Annotated in this window: 9 protein-coding genes; 7 read left to right on the top strand and 2 right to left on the bottom strand. The window is 61.4% G+C overall.

All coding sequences use genetic code 11. From position 1 onward, the window contains the following. The 6 genes from VGG64_07675 to VGG64_07650 all read left to right on the top strand — a co-directional run. The coding region (locus tag VGG64_07675) for an alcohol dehydrogenase (GenBank protein ID HEY1599465.1) at nt 1-376 on the top strand (376 nt) is incomplete at its 5' end. Between the two features lie 156 nt (nt 377-532). Beyond that, nucleotides 533-1,216, top strand: coding sequence for an FCD domain-containing protein (locus VGG64_07670; protein ID HEY1599464.1), 684 nt, complete (start codon nt 533-535; stop codon nt 1,214-1,216). Next, nucleotides 1,213-5,400, top strand: coding sequence for a DUF1592 domain-containing protein (locus tag VGG64_07665; GenBank protein HEY1599463.1), 4,188 nt, complete (start codon nt 1,213-1,215; stop codon nt 5,398-5,400). The genes VGG64_07670 and VGG64_07665 overlap by 4 nt, the downstream gene beginning before the upstream one ends. Before the next feature lie 149 nt (nt 5,401-5,549). Beyond that, nucleotides 5,550-6,854: a DUF1552 domain-containing protein gene (locus VGG64_07660; protein HEY1599462.1), complete on the top strand. Its 1,305-nt coding sequence runs from the start codon at nt 5,550-5,552 to the stop codon at nt 6,852-6,854. A 2-nt stretch (nt 6,855-6,856) separates the two neighbouring features. After that, complete coding sequence (locus tag VGG64_07655; protein ID HEY1599461.1) at nt 6,857-9,844, top strand: PSD1 and planctomycete cytochrome C domain-containing protein; 2,988 nt, start codon at nt 6,857-6,859, stop codon at nt 9,842-9,844. An 89-nt stretch (nt 9,845-9,933) separates the two neighbouring features. Beyond that, the gene (locus VGG64_07650; protein HEY1599460.1) at nt 9,934-11,313 is read left to right on the top strand and encodes a DUF1501 domain-containing protein; all 1,380 of its coding nucleotides are present in this window, start codon (nt 9,934-9,936) and stop codon (nt 11,311-11,313) included. A 29-nt stretch (nt 11,314-11,342) separates the two neighbouring features. Here VGG64_07650 and ppc read toward each other — a convergent pair whose 3' ends face one another. Next, a complete protein-coding gene (gene ppc, locus VGG64_07645) occupies nt 11,343-14,180 on the bottom strand; it encodes a phosphoenolpyruvate carboxylase (protein HEY1599459.1) in 2,838 nt (945 codons plus the stop codon). 14 nt (nt 14,181-14,194) lie between these two features. Then, on the bottom strand, nt 14,195-15,574 hold the full coding sequence (locus VGG64_07640; protein ID HEY1599458.1) for a 6-phosphofructokinase: 1,380 nt from the start codon (nt 15,572-15,574) through the stop codon (nt 14,195-14,197). Between the two features lie 467 nt (nt 15,575-16,041). On the opposite strand from VGG64_07640, the gene glgP reads away from it, so the two are divergent. Next, nucleotides 16,042-18,714, top strand: a complete 2,673-nt coding sequence (gene glgP / locus VGG64_07635) for an alpha-glucan family phosphorylase (GenBank protein ID HEY1599457.1) — start codon at nt 16,042-16,044, stop codon at nt 18,712-18,714. The last annotated feature ends 51 nt before the right edge of the window (nt 18,715-18,765 follow it).

Below are 18,765 nucleotides of genomic sequence, written 5' to 3'. Positions count from 1 at the left end.
CGCCGAGCGCTGGGCTTCGAAGTCGATGAAACCTGCCTACAACGACTTCGTGGTTATCGATAATGCCGTGTACGGATTCAACGGCAGCATGTTTTGTTGCGTCGATGCCGAGACGGGCGCGCAGCGGTGGAAGGGCGGTCGCTACGGCCATGGCCAATTGCTCCTGCTAGAAGATCAGAAATTGCTCGTGATTTTGTCCGAGGCCGGGGACGTGGTGCTGGTTGCCGCGCAGCCAGAGCGGCATCAAGAGATTGCGCGTTTCCACGCGCTCGACGGCAAAACCTGGAATCACCCCGCGATCGCGCACGGGCGGCTCTACGTGCGTAACGACGAACAGATGGCGTGTTACGTATTGTCTGAAAACACGGCCAAGTAATCGTCCCGCGGGGCCGTTTCTGTCGCCTTCGCCGTGGCAGGGCGTGCCATTTCTAACGCGTCGGGACCGCCGTTTTCTTGACACGTCTCGATTATCAGATAATCTAATTGCTGGTTTCACGCAGTCACCGGCTGCCCCCGCCTGGAGCCTTCCTACATGCTCGAAGCTCTCCCGCGTCGCAAGATCCGCGACGTCATTGCGGATCATCTGACGTCGTATATTACTAGCGAGCGCCTGAAGCCGGGGGATCGGCTGCCGACCGAGACCGCGCTGGCCGAGCAGTTCGGCGTCAGCCGCTTGAGTCTGCGCGAGGCCACCAAGGCGCTGGAGTTCCTGGGCATCGTTGCCTCGAAGCCGGGCGTGGGGCTGACGGTCGGTTCGGTCGATATCGATCGGGTTACTGCCTACCTGGGCTTTCATCCGTCGCTTCAGCAAGCCCCCGCCGTCCAACTGATCGAAACACGGATTCTGATCGAGACGGGTGTACTGCCGTACGTCATGCGGCGGATGCAAAAAGACCCTACGATTTACGAAGGGCTCGCACAGCTTGTCAAAGAACTGCGACGTGCCCGCGACCTGGCCCGGTGGGTCGAGCTGGATATCGCCTTCCATCGGCGCCTGGTCGAGTCGAGCGGCCTGTCGCCGCTGCTGGCATTCAACGATTTACTGGCAGTCTTTTTCTTGCGATTTCGCGAGAGCGTCAAAAGGGCCGAGCGCGACCAAGGCATCGATGGGCATCAACGTCTGATCGATGCGTTGCAGGCCGGCAATCTGGACCTGGCCTGCGAGGAATTGGAAGAGCACATTAGAAGTCACCAACGGCGGATGGAAAGTACATGAACTCGCGAGGCAAGGATTTTACGTCAGTGATCCGGTGCGCGAGGCCAATCGTGTGGTTGGCCGTGCTTGTCGGCTACCTATCTGTACTGGACTCGGCACGGGCCGACGAAATCCCGTTTGAGCAATTGAGCGAGTCGTATCGCGCGCGGGTTCACGGCCTGATGCAACGTTACTGTCTGGAGTGCCATTCGGCCGAGACCCAGGAAGGGGAACTTAACCTCGAGCGTTTTGCCACGCTGACCGAGGTCCGACGCCGCCCCAAGACTTGGCAAAAAGTGGCCGAGATGTTGGACAACGGCGAGATGCCCCCCAAGGACGCTATGCAGCCCGCGCCCGACGAGCGGCAGCAGCTGCGTGGCTGGGTCGGCAACTATTTGGATGCCGAGGCGCGGGCCTCGGCCGGTGATCCGGGGCGCGTCGTCATGCGTCGGCTGAATAATTTCGAGTACACCTGTACGATTCGCGACCTGACAGGTGTGCCCCTTACGCCGGCACGCGAGTTTCCGATCGATGGCGCCGCCGGCGAAGGCTTCATCAATACGGGTGAATCGCTAGTGATGTCGCCGGCGCTGCTGACCAAGTACCTCGACGCGGCCAAGGAGGTTGCCGCGCATGCAGTGTTACTGCCCGATGGCTTTCGCTTCTCGCCGGCGACCAACGAAGGGGACTGGCAGAACGAGCTATTAGGCGAGATTCGTGGCATGTACCGCCGCTTTGCCGATGGCGACGGTCGGGTGCCGCTTGAAGCTTACCTCGAAGCAACGATCGTCGAGCGAGGGGCGGTGCAGGCTGGCTCCAAGACCATCGCTACCGTCGCGGCCGAGCGCAATCTTAGTCCTAAGTATCTGGCCGTGCTTTGGCAGACGCTCAATGCAGAGCCGAAACAAACTGATGCTGCCGCCCGCACGGCTGATTACTCCGGTAGTGTCATCGATCGACTGCGTACGCAATGGCGCAGCGCCAAAGCTGAAGATGTCGCGACGTTAGCCGCCCTGATTCGTCCGTGGCAGAGTTCCCTCTGGCGTACCAATACCGTAGGACACATGAAGCCGTGGCATCAGCCGGTCGACCAAGTGGTTGCCGCGCAGGAGGTACGCGTCAAATTGCAGCCGGCACCCGACGCCGAGGAAGTCACGGTTTATCTCTCCGCGGGCGACGCAGGGGATGGTCACGCCGCAGATATGGTCGTCTGGCAAGAGCCACGCTTAGAAAGTCCGGGCCGCGCCCCGTTGGCACTGCGCGATATCCGACAGCAGAGCGAATACTTGTTGGCCAGGCGCAAAGAGGTGCTGTCAGCGACTGCCCTCTACCTGGCCGCGGCTGGTGAAGCGCAGACCATCAGCGGCGCCGTCGATTCCGCCGCGCTCGCGCAAAAGCATCAGCTCGATCCCGAGGCGCTGATCGGTTGGCTCGATTACCTGGGCATTGTCCCGCAGGGAACCGTGACCATCGACAGCCGCTTTACGAACCAAATCAAGAGCATGGGGGGCTACAACTTCGTGCAAGGTTGGGGCCCGAACGAAACGCCGAACCTGGTGGCCAATGCTTCGGACCAGGAAGTGCATATTCCCGGCACGATGAAGCCCCATCGTGTTGCGGTGCATCCAGCGCCCACTTTGCAAACAGTAGTCGGTTGGCAGAGTCCGGTTGCGGCGACATTGCAAGTAACTGCGCACGTGGCCCGCGCTCACACGGCTTGCGGCAATGGTATCACCTGGTCGCTGGAACTGCGGCGCGGCCTGTCGCGCACTCGGTTGGCCGGCGGCACGAGCGACGGGCTGAAGACCCCCGCGGCCGGTCCTTTGGATGGCATAAAGGTTCATCCCGGGGATCTGGTGTCCCTGGCGATTGGGCCACGCGATGGCAACCATGCTTGCGACTTGACCGAGATCGATCTCACGCTTGCGACGACAGATGGCGAACGCCGCGAATGGCAACTCGCCGGAGATATTTCCAGCGATGTGCTGGCCGGCAATCCGCACGCCGACCGACTTGGCAATCAGGGCGTATGGCATTTCTATACTGAGCCAGCGACCGATGGGCAGTACGCTCCAGTGATTCCCCCCAGTTCAAAGTTGGCCCAATGGCGTGACGCGCAAGATCCCGCTGCGAAGCAAGCGCTCGCGCAAGAAGTACAGCAATTGCTGATGGGTCCGCGCCCCGGCGGAGGGGATGACCCCAACGCGGTGTGCTATCGACAGGTCACATCGTTGATCGGACCGGTCTTAAGTCCGCTCGCGCGGGCAGCGCGGACCAAATCGTCTGCCGAGCTCGCCAGTGCGACGCCCGCGGCCGACCCAAGCGCGCCGGCGTGGGGCGTCGATCCCGCACTCTTCGGCAAGCGCGCGGATGGCCAGCCGATCAGTCCCAACTTCTTGTCCGTCGAGGCGCCATCGGTCCTGGCGATACGATTGCCGGCCGAATTGGTCGCCGGCGGCGAGTTTGTCGCCACCTGTACGCTCGACGCCGAGTTGGGTGCCGAAGGGAGTGTGCAGCCGCGCGTGGCGATTACGGTGTCTGATGCGGTGTCGGCGTTGCTGCCCGGCGTACCTCTTGTAGCGCGTGACGGCAGCCAGGCTCGGGCCCGTGTCCTGGCGTCGTTCGCCGAAGTGCGACATTTGTTTCCGCCGGCGGTCTGCTATCCGCGGATCGTACCCATCGACGAAGCGGTTACCCTGCAACTCTTACATCGCGACGACGACGCGCTCTCGCAGCTGATGCTCGACGATGCTGAGCATGCTCGTCTGGACAAGCTATGGGCCGAGCTCCGCTACATCACCCAAGATGCTCTGCGACTGAAGGACGCCTTTCATCAATTGATGGAATATGCGACCCAAGACAGCGATCCGGGCCTGTTCGAGCCTTATCGCAAGCAGATTTACGAAGGGGCGGATGCCTTCCGCCAATCATTGCTCGATACGGCGCCAGTGCAGGTCGACCGGGCGGTTGAGTTCGCCTCGCGCGCCTATCGTCGACCATTGACGACTCATGAAGAAGACGAAGTGCGTACTCTATATCGCACACTGCGCAGCGAAGACCTGTCACATGACGAAGCCTTGCGTTTGGTGCTGGCACGGGTGCTAGTCTCGCCGGCATTTTTGTATCGCGTCGAGCATGCGCCGCCGGGGAGCCAAGCGCAACCGGTTACGGATTGGGAATTGGCCAGTCGGCTGAGCTATTTCCTCTGGTCTTCGCAGCCCGACGACGAATTGCGCCGCTTGGCGGTCGCTGGTGAGTTGAGCAATCCTGACGTGTTGGCTTCACAATCGCGGCGGATGATGCTCGACGATCGCGCGCGCAGCCTAGCCACCGAGTTTGCCTGCCAATGGCTGGATGTGCGCGATTTCGACAAGCTCGATGAAAAGAGCGAGCGGCACTTTCCCACGTTCATCGCGTTGCGCGGCGACATGTACGAAGAATCGATAAGGTTCTTTGCCGACCTGTTCCAACGCGATGGTTCGGTGCTGGAGATCCTGGATGCCGATCATACGTTCCTCAACGGTCCGTTGGCCGAGCATTACGGTATTCCCGGCGTGACCGGGACAGAATGGCGGCGTGTCGACGGTGTGCGGCAATTTGGCCGCGGCGGCATCCTGGGGTTGAGTACGACGTTGGCCAAGAACTCGGGGGCGTCACGCACCAGTCCGATTTTGCGTGGCAACTGGCTGTTGGAAATGGTGCTGGGGGAAAAGTTGCCAAAGCCCCCCAAGGGTGTTCCTGTTCTGCCGGATGATGAAGGAGCGACCGAAGGCTTGACCGTGCGGCAGCTGATTGAAAAGCATCGCAACCTGGCGCAGTGTGCGACGTGCCACGCCAAGCTCGACCCGTTTGGTTTTGCCTTGGAGCGGTACGACGCAATTGGCCGCAAACGGGACAAGGACCTGGGAGACCGGCCGATCGATACGGCCGCCGACTTGCCCGACGGCACGCACATCGATGGCCTGGCCGATCTGCGCAGCTATTTGCTCACGCAGCGGAAGGATCAGTTCCTGCGCACTTTCTCGCGCAAGCTTTTGGGCTATGCGTTAGGGCGCGGCGTGCAGCTATCGGATCAGCCGCTGGTGGAAGACATGGTCACCCAGCTAACAAAGCAGGATTATCGATTCTCTGCGGCGGTCGAGGCCGTTGTTCGTAGCCAGCAGTTCCGTTATCACCGAGGAGTGGCCGATGCCGAGGACCAATAGTTGAACGAACTCGGCAGCGCGGTGCGACGGGCGCCTCGCTGGCAAATCGAGATGAATAGATAGATAAACGTGCCGCTAGTTTTGCGGCAACCGTTAGTGCCGATTAAAGACCTGGAATTCGTTACGCCCCAAGGAATCAGGTGTTTGCCATGATGCAGGATTTTCGCCTTACGCGTCGTTCCGTGTTGCGCGGCTTGGGGGTCACGATGGCTTTGCCCTGGCTCGAGTCGCTGCCTGCCTGGGCCGCGGATGCTGGTCCTGCCGCGCAAACGAATCAACCGCCGGTGCGGATGGCGGTCCTCTTTTCCGGCAATGGCTTTCACTCGACCGAGTGGTGGGCCAAGGGGGAAGGGCGCGACATGCAGCTTGGCAAGGTGCTGGAGCCGCTCACCGATTTCCGAGAGAAGCTGCTGTTTATTCGCGGCCTATATAACGAAGAGGCCCAAAAGGGAAACATTCATAGTTCGCAGACTGGCAACTTGTTGTCGGGCGCGCCTTTGGCCAGCGGCGGCGAGATCCGTTCCGGCACCAGTGTCGACCAGGTCGTCGCCCAGCGGTTCGCACGGGCCACAAAGGTACCGAGCCTGGTGCTGGGCTGTGAGATGTCCAACGCCTCGGTCCATAAGAACTACTCGATGCTTTACAGTTCGCACATATCGTGGAGCTCGCCCACCACGCCCACGCCGCTGGAACTGTATCCGGCCCTGGCCTTCGACCGCCTATTCAAGGACGAAGTGGCGCGAGGGGACGAAAGCGTGCTGGATGCCGTATTGTCTGACGCTCGCGACCTGCGCCGCGGGATCAGCACCTCGGACCAACGCAAGCTGGACGAATATCTCGACAGCGTTCGCGAGGTTGAGCAGCGCATCGAAGATGCAGGCAAGGCCGGGCAGGTGCAGGGCTGGCGCCCCACGCTCGATCGGCCCAATATTCCTCGCCCCGCCGACGGACTGCCGCAAGACATCGGCGAGCATATGCGGCTGATGTGCGACATCCTGGTGTTGGCTTTCCAGACAGACACAACGCGTGTGTCGACGCTGAAGCTCAATAACGATCACTCGTCGCTGCGCTTCCCCAATCTGGGCGTGGACTACATGATCCACCATTTGCTGTCCCACAACGACACGGCCGACTGGCTGAAGGTAAATCAGTTCTTTATCAGCCAACTGGGCTATATTGCCCGCAAGCTGGACGCGATCCAGGAAGGGGAACGGACGGCGCTCGATAATTCCATGCTCATGTATTGTTCGAGCATGCTTACCGGAGTTCACGACGCCATGAAATTGCCCGTCGTGATGGTCGGCGGCGGAGGTGGGCAGATCAAGGGAGGCCGCGTGCTCGACTATCTCGACAAGCCGAACCGGCAGATGTGCCGGCTGTACCTGTCGATGATGGACAAGGTAGGAGTCCGCATGGATCGATTCGGCGATGCCGACGAGCTTCTGGAGATCTAGTCGTGCAGCGCACAGGCCGCATCGCGTCACCGTGGTGCTGGAGGATCATGGCGGCGCTCGCCCTGCTCCCGGCGGCGGCGCGGGCAGACGAGCCCGCCGCAGCCGCCTTGGAACTGTTCGAGCAAAAGATTCATCCCGTGCTGGCCGGCGTGTGTTTTCGCTGCCATGGCGATCAGCAAGTGGCCGGCGATTTGCGGGTAACGTCGCGCGAGGCACTCGTCAGCGGGGGCGAATCCGGACCGGCAATCGTTCCTGGAAAGCCGGAGGAGAGCTTGCTTATCAAGGCGCTCTTACGCGCCGATGACGTGTCGGCGATGCCGCCGGACAAAGCCTTGCGCGCGGATCAAGTGGCCGACTTTGTCGCTTGGATCAAGGCGGGTGCGCCATGGGCGGAGCGGCGGGTCGAATTTACCGCGGCCAATCATTGGGCCTACCAGCCAGTGCAGACTCCGGCCCCGCCGTCGGTGCGCGAGGAATCGTGGCCGAGGACGGGCGTCGACCGTTTTGTACTGTCGAAGATGGAAATGGCCGGCCAACACCCCACGGCGCCCGCTGATCGTAGGTCCTTGCTGCGACGCGTGACGTACGACCTGACAGGTTTGCCCCCCACGGCCGCGGAAGTGTCTGCGTTCGAGCTAGACACATCGCCGCGCGCCTACGAAGCCGTTGTCGAGCGGTTGTTGGCCTCGCCTCACTACGGTGAGCAGTGGGGCCGCCATTGGCTGGATGTGGTGCGGTATGCCGATACCGCCGGCGAGAATTCCGATCACCCGCTGCCGCACGCCTGGCGTTATCGCAATTGGGTCATTGGCGCGCTGAATCGCGATCTGCCTTACAACCAGTTCGTCCGCGAGCAGATCGCCGGAGACTTGATCGGCCGACAGGGACCCGCCGAGGAATACGCCGATCGCGTCGTTGCCACAGGCTATTTGGCAATTGCCCGCCGCTTTGGTCATGATATCGAAAAGGACATGCACCTGACTTTCGAAGACACGCTCGATACGCTGGGCAAGTCGGTGTTGGGGTTATCATTGGGATGTTGCCGGTGCCACGACCATAAATACGATCCGCTGTCGACGCGCGACTATTACGGCCTGTACGGAATCTTCGAGAGCAGCAAATTTGCCTATCCGGGCTGTGAACCCAATCAACGGCCACGCGACCTGGTGTCGCTGGTGTCGCCGGCCGAATCTGAAAGACTGGCCAAGGAAGCGGCAGAGCAAGTGCCGCAGGCCGAGACGGAGATCAAGCGAATCGTTGCCGCGCAAGTCGAACAGTCGGCGCGTTTGAAATTGGCCATGACGGCAACGGGGCGCCTGCTATCGGCCGGCGAGATCGACGATGGCGCGACGGTCGACATCGCCCAGGGCTCGCAAGTGCCGCTGGAACATGTCGTGGTACGTCGCGGCGAAGTGGTGCAGTTGTTCATTACGCCCCGTGGCAACCACGGTGCCGATAGCACGCAAGTGGAGTTCGAGATTTGCGAGATCGGCGGGGGCGCGCGGCGCTGGAGCGCGGCGGACCTGCTGACCGACTTGCTCACAGGCAATCCGCATGCGGATACGTACGGCAACCCTGCAACGTGGAGTTTTTTGGACGCCCGCGACGGACCGGTCATGCTGTCGGAGAGTTTGGCGGCGATCGACGGCCGTGCTGAATTGCGTGGCTGGAGACAGGGGGACACTCCTTCGCTGTTCGTAAACACCTCGCAACAGGCCGTGAAGGTATGGACCTCGTTGGCCCCGCGGCAGTTTTTCATGCACCCTGGCCCGGGCGGTGCGGTGGCCTTGGCCTGGTCAAGCCCGATCGATGGCGCCGTCAGCATTCGCGGGCGCGTTACGGATGTGCACCCTGGCGGGGTCGATGGTGTTGGCTGGCAGGTCATGCACTATGCCGCGGCGGAGTTGGCCGCTGGTCTGGCGGCCTTGGGAGATCTCGGCCAGGCGCTATCTCGCGCGCAACGTGCGCGCGATGCGCTGGTAGGGCGTGATCAAAGCATGCCGGTCGCCTATGCGGTTGCCGAAGGAACACCGCACAACGCGCGCATCCAACGCCGTGGCGAGCCCAAGGACCTGGGAGATGAGGTGCCGCGCAAGTTTCCCGATTTCCTGGGCGGTCAACGCGTCGAATCCAACCAGACGAGCGGTCGGTTGGAACTGGCCGGCTGGTTGACCGATCCGGCGAATCCGCTCACGGCACGCGTCATGGCCAATCGCGTTTGGCAGGGGCACTTCGGCCGCGGGCTGGTCAAGACGCCCAATGATTTTGGAGCCCGCGGCGCGCCCCCGACGCATCCCGAGCTGCTCGATTACCTGGCCAGTGAGTTTGTTCGTAGCGGCTGGAGCGTGAAGGCTTTGCACCGCTTGATTCTGTTGAGCGCGACCTACCAGCAGGCGGCTACAGGCATGGCCGATGAGCGGTACGTGGGGTTTGCTCGCCGCCGCTTGGCTGCCGAAGAGCTGCGCGATACGTTGCTCGTCGCAAGCGGCGAGCTGGATCGGACGCCGGGTGAATCGCACCCGTTCCCACCGGAAGCGAGCTGGTCTTTCACGCAGCATGGTCCCTTTGCCGCCGAATACGATACGCTCAAGCGCAGTGTATACGTAATGCAAAAGCGAAATCGTCGAACGCGATTCTTTGCGCTCTTCGACGGTGCCGATCCGAATGCCAGCACGCCGCTGCGCGACGTGACGACCGTGCCGACGCAGGCCTTGTACTTTTTGAACGATCCGCAATTGCACCAACGGGCCGAGATGTTCGCTGCCCGGGTGATCGGCGCCGGGGCAGAAAACGCCTTGCGCGTGGATTTCGCGTATCAGCAATTATTCGCGCGATCGGCCACGCCGGACGAGCAGGTTATTGCGGCGTCGTTCCTGGCGGACTACGCAAAAACCGTGTCAGCGCCGGGCGCTGCGGATACCGAGCGACTGGCCTGGTGCGCGTTGGCACGCGTGCTGTTCGCGACCAACGAATTTCTGCACATCGACTAGTAGACTGACCGCAGAGAGATCGGATTATGCATAAACAGGACCACCACACTAATGACAAGCCTTCGAGCTGTTTCTGCTCGCGGCGTGCCATGTTGCGCTCGGCTGTGGCGGGGTCGATGCTATGGCCTGGTCTGCTGCACGAGCTAATGGCGGACCAGGGGGCGCACGCCGTCTCGACCGATCCGCTGGCGCCGCGGCCGCCGCACTTTCCGGCCAAGGCCAAGCATGTAATTTTTCTGTTCATGACCGGCGGTGTGTCGCATGTCGACACGTTCGATCCCAAGCCCAAGCTGCAGGCCGACGTGGGCAAAGAAGTGCAGCTCGACCATCCCGAGATTCAGAACCGACCCGGTTACGAGCGGATTTTTCTCAAGCGACCACAATGGGAATTTCAACCGCACGGACAATCAGGCACCGAGGTCAGCTCGTTGTTCCCGCATATCGCCGGGTGCGTCGATGACATTGCGCTCGTGCGATCGATGCATACCGATCATTCGAATCACTACAACGCCACGCTGGGCATGCACACGGGTTCGTTCGCGTTCGCGCGGCCCAGCATTGGCTCGTGGGTGAGTTACGGATTAGGGACAGAAAATCGGAACCTGCCGTCGTTTGTGATGATCGCTCCGGCGCAGACGTATGCCGGTTCGCAGGTGTATGCCAGCGATTTTCTGCCCGGCGCCCATCAGGGAACGTTGGTCGTGCCGGGAGATGAGCCAGTGGCGAACATTGCACCGCGCGTACCGGTGCTCCGGCAAGAATTGGAATTGGCCGCGCTCGCGAAATTGAACGGCCGTCATCTGGCGGCGCGACCGGACGACGCCCTGCTGGATGCGCGCATCAAATCATTCGAAACGGCGTTCGGCATGCAAATGGCCGTGCCGGATGCGTTCGATCTGTCGCAGGAGAGCGACGCGACAATGGGGCTATACGGCCTTGAGCGCGGCAGCACGAAGGGATACGCCTGGCAATGCCTGGTGGCGCGCCGATTGATTGAACGCGGAGTGCGCTTCGTCGAGCTTGTGGATACCGGCTCCAGTGGCAATTGGGATTCGCACGGAGACATGATGGACCACGCTCGGCTGGCCCCCAATGTCGATCGGCCGATCGCGGGCCTATTGAAGGATTTGAAAGCGCGCGGGCTGCTCGACGAGACTCTGGTCGTGTGGACCACGGAATTCGGCCGCACGCCGTTCAACAACACGGCCGACGCCAAGGGACGCGAGCACCATAATTGGGCCTTCAGCTCGTGGTTGGCTGGCGCCGGTGTGAAGCCGGGCATAGTTCATGGTGAAACCGACGAATACGGCATGCGAGTGGCTAAGGATCCCGTGCATGTTCACGACTTTCATGCCACGATCCTGCACCTGATGGGCTTGGACCACGAGCGTCTCACTTACCGCCACAGCGGCCGTGACTACCGGCTGACCGATGTACACGGGCGCGTGGTGCGCGAATTATTGGCGTAATCCGGCGATTTGATCGGCCGCTGCACGGCTTAGCCGGTGTTCTTCAAGCCCGAGGCGATGCCATTGACGCTTTCCAGGCAGGCGGTGAGCAATTCGGTGCGGGGTTCCTCGCCAGCGCGGAGCCGTTTGAGCAGCACCAGTTGAATGAAGCTCAACGGGTCGACATAAGGATTGCGTCGCTCGATCGAGCCCTGCAGCACCGGAACGTTGTCCAGCAAACGTCCTTGGCCAGTGATTTTCAGGACGAAATCGACTGTTGTATGGAACTCGGTTTCGATGCGGCGGAAGATTTCATCGCCGATGGTCGGGTCTTCGACCAGATCGGCGTAGAGCCGCGCGATCGTCAGGTCGGCCTTGGCCAGGATCATCTGGGTATTGTCGATCAACGTGCGCCAGAATGGCCAGCGGCCGTACATATCCTGCAACTGCGCGATGTCGCCGCCATGATCGAGCAGGAAATCTCCGACGGCGCTGCCAAGCCCAAACCAACCTGGCAAGGTGTGCCGGCTTTGCATCCAACTGAACACCCAAGGGATGGCGCGCAGCTGGTCGATGGTGCGCGTCGCGCCGCGGAAGGCCGGCCGCGAGGCGAGTTTCAATTGGCTGATTTCGGCAAAGGGGGTGGCTTGCTCAAAGTAAGTCAGGAACGCCGGCGTCTCATAAACCAGGCCGCGGTAATGACGCGAGGCGCTATCGGCCAGTCGTTCCAGAGCCCATTCCCAACTGGGGTCGTTGCGCTCTTCCTCAGGGAAGCTGCTGAGCAGCACGGCGTTGAGCACTTGTTCCAGATGGCGGGCCGCGATGGCCGGGCGGCCGTAGCGATCAGCGATCATTTCGCCTTGTTCGGTAATGCGGATCCGCCCGTTCACGGCGCCGCGCGGCTGAGCCAGAATCGCTTGGTTGGCTGGCCCACCGCCACGACCGATGGCACCGCCGCGGCCATGGAAAATCTGAATCGTTACGCCCGTGCGGCGCATCAGGTCTCCAAGATCGCGGTGCGCTTTGTAGATCGACCAGGCCGATTGCAGGAAGCCGGCTTCCTTGCTGGAGTCTGAGTAGCCGAGCATGACTTCCTGTACGTTGCCGCGCAATTCGAGATGTCGTCGATAGACTGGCTGCACGAGCAATCGCTGGATAAAGGGGACGGCACTGCGCAATGGCTCGAGCGATTCGAGCAGCGGCACAATCTGCAGACGGCTGATGCCCTCCTCCGGACGGAAGAGCCGCGCTTCGCGCGCCAGCAATAGCACTTCCAGCATGTGCGCCGGCTCTGTGGCGCCGCTGGTGATATAGGTGTCGATCGCATCGGCACATTGTTGCTCGAGCACGGCCGACACCGTACGGAAAGTCTGCACGACCTCGCGCGTTTCCGGCGAAAATGGCAAATGAGCCGGCAGCAGCGGACGGTTTTGGCCTAGCTCTTGCTCGAGCAACTCAAAGCGCTCGTGAGGGGTTAATTTCGAGTACCGCGGACAAACTCCCGACCAGGCGAAAATTTCTTCCATGGCGCGGCCATGCCGCGTTGCATGCTGGCGAATATCGAGCGAGAACATGTGCAGCCCAAACACGTCGACCTGCCGCGTCAGGTCGCGGACCAGTCCCGTGGCCACGTGCTTTACTTGCGAGCGTTCAAGATCTTCTGCGATCACGCTCAAATCAGTGCGCAGTTCACTCGGTGCCCGATAAATTCCAGGAGTGACGGTCGGTTCGTCGTGGTGCCAATCCGGCACTGCCGTGGCCAACAAGTCCAGAGTCCGTTGCAAACGCTCGACGATATATCCGCACTTTTGCCGGTAGGGCTCCAATTCGCCGTAGCGCTTGGCCTCGGAGAGAATGGCTTCGTCAATGACGAGCGAATCGAGCAAGGCCTCGCCCGGTTGCAGAAAGTGGCTGGAGTGACTCAACCTTCGTCCGAGCTCGGTAACTTGGGTGATGTAATGTCTCAGGATCGTTTCCTGGTGCAGGCGCACCGCCTGACGGGTGACGTCGGCCGTGACATGCGGGTTGCCGTCACGATCGCCGCCGATCCATGAGCCGAATCGCAACAGCGGTGGCACCGCCGGTGCCTCGCCAGGGAAGGTGTTGGCCAAGGCTTCTTCGAGGTTGCGATATACGCGGGGGACCATTTCGAACAAAGTGGCGCTGACCAGACCTAAGCCGTGCCGGATTTCGTCGAGCACGGTGGGACGTTCGGTCCGCACGATATCGGTGAACCAGAAAGCTTCGACTTCGGCGGTGATCGTCGCGATGGCTTCGGCACGCTCGCCCGGCAGAAGTTGGCAATACTCCAGGCGGTCGAGCTGGGTGGCGATGGAATCGATTTTTTCCAGGATCGTGCGACGCCGCGCCTCGCTGGGATGAGCCGTAAAGACCGGTCGCACGAGGGCCCGTTCGAGCGTCGAGGCCACTTGCTGGGCCGTGAATCCCCGTTCGCGGAGCCGCACCAGCGCCAATTCCGGCGTCTCGGGGAGCGGTTGAGACGGCGATTCCGTCGCCCTGGCCCGCAACGCCCGCACGCGGGCCTGCTGTTCGGTAAGGTTGATCAGGTCGAAATACAAGCTGAAGGCCCGTGTCAGCGTCCGCAAGGCCGGCAGATCGAGCGACGTGAGCCGATCGCGCAGCCGGCGGGCGGCTTCGAGCGACGGGGTATTGCGCAGCTCTTGCCCCGCGGTGCGAACTTCGTCAACCAGACGAAAGGCCTCTTCGCCGCCCAGCCGCAATATCGTTTGATCGAGCAACCCGTCGAGCATGCGAGTATCGTACTCCAGGCCCGAATCCTCGGGCATCGTAGCCGCGGCGCTAGCGTGCTGACCGCGCAGCCGCGCGCGAGTGGCGAATTCCGTTTCCGAGGTTAGCACGTCCGCCATGAGTTGTCTTCCGATCAATCGAGATAGCAGATGCGCTTGTTGACGTCGACGTTGACCGAGTGATAGGGCTCGGACAGGTTGCTGCGGCGGAACATGCTCTGCCGCACATGCTCCAGATCGTCGACTCCTAGAGCATTGTTGAATATCGGCAGGAGATAATCGATTCCGACGCGCGATAACCCTAACCGCTCGGGATCGTAAAAAGACGGATGCACCTGCCGTGAGTGAATGAAGCCCCACCGATCGCGAAAATCGTTACCGTTGATGCTGCCGACGTGAAATCCTTTGTCCGGATCGTATTGCAGGATGGCCACGCCGTTGACCTGCCCTTGCAGCAGCAAATCGACAGCGTGGCCGCCGAGCTGCGTGGCATAGAACGAGTCGAACATCACTGGACGACCGCCGCGTTGCGTGTGGCCGACTTTGCGGGTGAAGACCGCCGCCCGGGCCGATTCGTTGCGCCGCTTGGCGGTGAAGTAGGCATCGCCCAGTCGCTCGATGAGGATCTGCCGCAGCGCCTCGGCGGCGCCGCTAAGTATCTTGTTGCCGGCCGGGTCGGTGGAGTTATGCGTGGCGCCCAGCTCGCGTCCGTTTTCGTCGACAATCCCCTCGGCGCAAACGATGACCAGGTTCTTTTGCAGTTCGTAAAGCTCGATCACACGCTCGACCAGGCGATCGACATTCAAGGGAACTTCGGGAATCAACACCATGTCGGGCTGACCAAACGCCGCGCCCAAAGCCAGGTAACCGGAGTGTCGCCCCATGACTTCGACGATCGCGATGCGGCGGTGGCTTTCGGCGGTGGTGCGTATGCGTTGCACGCCGCCGGCCGAAACGTAAACCGCCGTGGCAAAGCCTGGCGTCACATAGTTGACGATTTGCCCCAGCTCGAAGCGTACGCGCGACGGCGCGCGGAAGTAGCGATAACCGGGGGGCTGCTCGCACGGCTCGCGCTGCCATTCGTCGGGCTCGTGGCGGTAGTTCAGGCCCAGGTCGTTGTCGATGGTTTTGGGCGCGAGCACCGTGGGAAAGTGTTCGGAGAGGACCTGCATACCGCTGAGGGTGCCGTCGCCGCCGATGCAGATCAGCCCCTCGACGCCCAGCCGCTTGATCCGGTCGGCGATCTCTTCAATGATGCCGCGATCGCGCGGATCGACATAATCGCGCGAGGCGCCAATGATCGTGCCGCCGTAAGTGGGGTCGAGCTCGGGGATCGTCGTGAACAGTGGGTTCAGACGAACGTGCGGAACGCGCGGGTTGAACAGGCTACTGAAGCCCTTGATGAACCCCAGCACCTCGACTTTGCACTGATTGGCGCGCACGACGGCGCCGTACATGGTGGCGTTGAGGGCCGGAGTATCTCCGCCTGCGGTAAGAATGCCGATGCGTTTCATAAAATTGCAAGCCGCCGCGTTCGTAGGACCGTCTTTTTAGAGCAAAGGCCGTACCATCGCAGGTTGTGGGATCGCGGACCAGAGCGCGGAGTGATCCGTCGTATCGCAAGCCAGCGTTTTCGCCAAGTTTTTCTCGCATTCCATCAAAGTCACGTCGGACTCATTGGCTCGTCGCAACGCACACAGGGGTGAAGATTTGTGCGGTCCCTGCCTAGAGTGTTAGCAGTCTCCCGCGGGTGTCGCGGCACAGTATTGTGCAGAGACTGTGATCAAGGTCCGGCGCGCACCCTGGGTACGGCGACATAAAGCTATGTGCCAGCAGCAGAAAGCATCGCGCCGGGCGCGGGCTGCGTGACGACTCGGTAAGGAATCATGCCAGCGGCATGTAAAGTGCCTAAGGAGGCTGCGCAACTAGGGCGATTGTGGACATTTTGCGCCCCATTCGGATTCTTTTGGGGATTACACCGATGAGCCTTCTGGATCACCCCGCTGTGGACCAAGCGAGCGCCAATTCCGACCCACTAGCCATTGAAGCGATATCGCAGTTGGTCTCGCGCAGCGGCGACCCCGCCGACACTTTGGCGAATGTCGTGCAACTGATCCAGCAGCAGTTTCAGACCGACGTCTGCTCGATCTACTTGATCAAACCCGATCGTGCCAACCTGGTTTTGGCCGCCACCGTGGGTTTGCGGCCCGAAAGCGTGGGCCGCGTTTCGATGAAATTGAACGAGGGATTGACCGGTTTGGCCGCCGAGCAATTGCGGCCGATCGTGGTGGACGATGCGCCGCGCCATCCGCGATTTAAATACTTTGCCGAAGCTGGCGAGGAGCCCTACCGCTCGTTTGTCGGAGTGCCGCTATTGGATCAGGGCGTGATCCAAGGCGTGCTGGTCGTGCAGACGCGCGAAACACGCACATTCTCGCGGGAAGAGACCGCGATGATGGTCGTAGCTGCCAGCCAGGTGGCCCCAATCGTCAGCGAAGCCCGCACGCTGGAGCAATTCATCGCGCCGGCCTATGAACGAATCTGGTCGTTGGCGCGCAATCTGTGGTGGAGCTGGGATCCAGTGGCCGAGTCGCTGTTTCGCGAGCTTGACCCTGTGCGGTGGCGTGAATTGGATCACAACCCAATCGCGCTGTTGAGCGAGATCTCGATGGATCAGCTCGAAGAGCGCTCTCGTCGGCACGTGCTCCACAGCAGCCTGAACTACACCTATCGCCGCTTTCAAGAGTATTTGAAATCGGACGATACCTGGGGCGCCAGCCATGCCGGAGTGTTACGTGCGCGGCCGGTCGTCTATTTCTCGGCGGAATTCGGTTTGCACGAATCGGTGCCGATCTATTCCGGCGGCTTGGGCATCCTCGCGGGCGATCATTTTAAAAGCGCGAGCGACCTGGGTGTGCCGCTGGTGGGCATGGGGCTGTTCTATGACCAAGGGTACTTCCGCCAGCACCTGACGGCCGAGGGCTGGCAAAGCGAAGACTACCTGGAAGTTGACGTTAAGAAGCTGCCGATGGAGCTGGCACTGGGCAAGGACCAACGCCCGATCACGGTGGCTTTGGAAACGCGCACCGGGCAGCTGTTCGCCCGAGTGTGGAGGATGTCGGTGGGGCGCAATTCGTTGTACTTGCTCGATTCGGACGTCGACGGCAATGCGCCCGAGGATCGCGACCTGACCTCTCGGCTGTACGGTGGCGATCAGCGCGTGCGGGTGCGACAAGAGTTGCTGCTTGGCGTCGGCGGCGTGCGGGCGCTCGAGGCGTTAGGAATCTCGCCGGGCGTACTACACCTCAACGAAGGGCATAGTGCCTTCGCGTGCTTGGAGATGATTCGGCAGCGGATGCAGCGCGAAGGCATCAGCTTTGACGAGTCGCGGCGCCGGGTGGCCAGGCAGGTGGTCTTTACCACGCACACGCCCGTGCCGGCCGGACACGATCGGTTCTCCGAGTCCTTGGTCGAAGAGCATCTGGGACCGCTGCGCGATGGATTGGGGATTTCCTCCGAAGAGCTGATGGCGCAGGGACGCGTCCACATCCATAACGCCGACGAAGACTTCTGCATGACCGTGCTGGCGCTAAAAAACTCGCGGCGGGCGAACGCCGTGGCCTCGTTGCACGGCGACGTGAGTCGGGCGATGTGGCAGCCGCTTTATCCGGGCCGGTCGGAGGACGAGGTGCCGATCGACCATATCACTAACGGCATTCATGTGCCTAGTTGGCTGGCGCCGCAGATGCGGCAGCTGTTCGACCGCCATTTGGGCCCAGACTGGATCCGCAGCAGCAGCGACCCATCGCTGTGGGACAAGATCGGCACCATTGATAATGGCGAACTGTGGGAAACACATCAGGTGCTGAAAGCAGATTTGATTAGTTTTGTCCGCAGCCGCGCCGTGCGACAGGCCGAGCAGCGCGGTGAGCCGCGCGAGGTACTAGCGCGACTGGGTCGGGCATTGAGCCCCGATGTGCTAACGATCGGATTTGCCCGTCGCTTCGCCACCTACAAGCGGGCCAACCTGTTATTCCAGGATCTCGAGCAAATTGCCGCGTTGATCAATGATCCGCAACTGCCCGTACAGGTGATTTTTGCCGGCAAGGCCCATCCGCGCGATCTGCCAGGCAAAGAGGTCCTGCAGGCGATCGCGCAGTTCACGCGTGATCCGCAGTTCATCGGCAAAATACTGTTTGTCGAGGATTACGACATCAACGTCGGCGAGCATTTGGTGCAGGGCGTAGACTTGTGGCTCAATACGCCGCGCCGGCCGCTCGAGGCCTCGGGCACCAGCGGCATGAAGGTGGTGCTCAACGGCGGACTGAATCTATCGGTGCTCGACGGCTGGTGGGCGGAAGCCTACGACGGAATGAACGGTTTTGCCGTGGGGGCGGGGGGCACGCATGTCCTGACCGATGTTCACGACCGCGTGGATGCCGAGTCGCTCTACAGCGTGCTGGAAGAGCAAGTCATTCCGCTCTTCTATCAACGCGATCAGGATGGCTTGCCCATCGCCTGGATCTCGCGCATGAAGAACGCCATCCGCACGCTTGGTTGGCGGTTCAACGCCGACCGCATGGTGCGCGATTACGTCGAGAAGTGCTACATCCCGGCTGCGGGTGGCACGTCGAGCAACGTCAGGCTCAGTTGACGTATCATTAGCGCGCAATCAATTGGCGCGCGTCTCATCGCGCTTTCAATG

It is taken from the genome of Pirellulales bacterium, assembly GCA_036490175.1.
Taxonomy (GTDB): Bacteria; Planctomycetota; Planctomycetia; order Pirellulales; family JACPPG01; genus JACPPG01.
The sequence above is the reverse complement of the archived record's forward strand: the minus strand, read 5'-3'. Positions and strand labels throughout refer to the sequence as shown.

Excerpts from the sequence above, each read along its gene's own strand:
- VGG64_07640 (HEY1599458.1), bottom strand. The coding sequence starts at position 15,574 with ATGAAACGCATCGGCATTCTTACCGCAGGCGGAGATACTCCGGCCCTC.
- VGG64_07650 (HEY1599460.1), top strand. The coding sequence starts at position 9,934 with ATGTTGCGCTCGGCTGTGGCGGGGTCGATGCTATGGCCTGGTCTGCTG.
- ppc (HEY1599459.1), bottom strand. The coding sequence starts at position 14,180 with ATGGCGGACGTGCTAACCTCGGAAACGGAATTCGCCACTCGCGCGCGG.
- VGG64_07660 (HEY1599462.1), top strand. The coding sequence starts at position 5,550 with ATGATGCAGGATTTTCGCCTTACGCGTCGTTCCGTGTTGCGCGGCTTG.
- glgP (HEY1599457.1), top strand. The coding sequence starts at position 16,042 with ATGAGCCTTCTGGATCACCCCGCTGTGGACCAAGCGAGCGCCAATTCC.
- VGG64_07670 (HEY1599464.1), top strand. The coding sequence starts at position 533 with ATGCTCGAAGCTCTCCCGCGTCGCAAGATCCGCGACGTCATTGCGGAT.
- VGG64_07665 (HEY1599463.1), top strand. The coding sequence starts at position 1,213 with ATGAACTCGCGAGGCAAGGATTTTACGTCAGTGATCCGGTGCGCGAGG.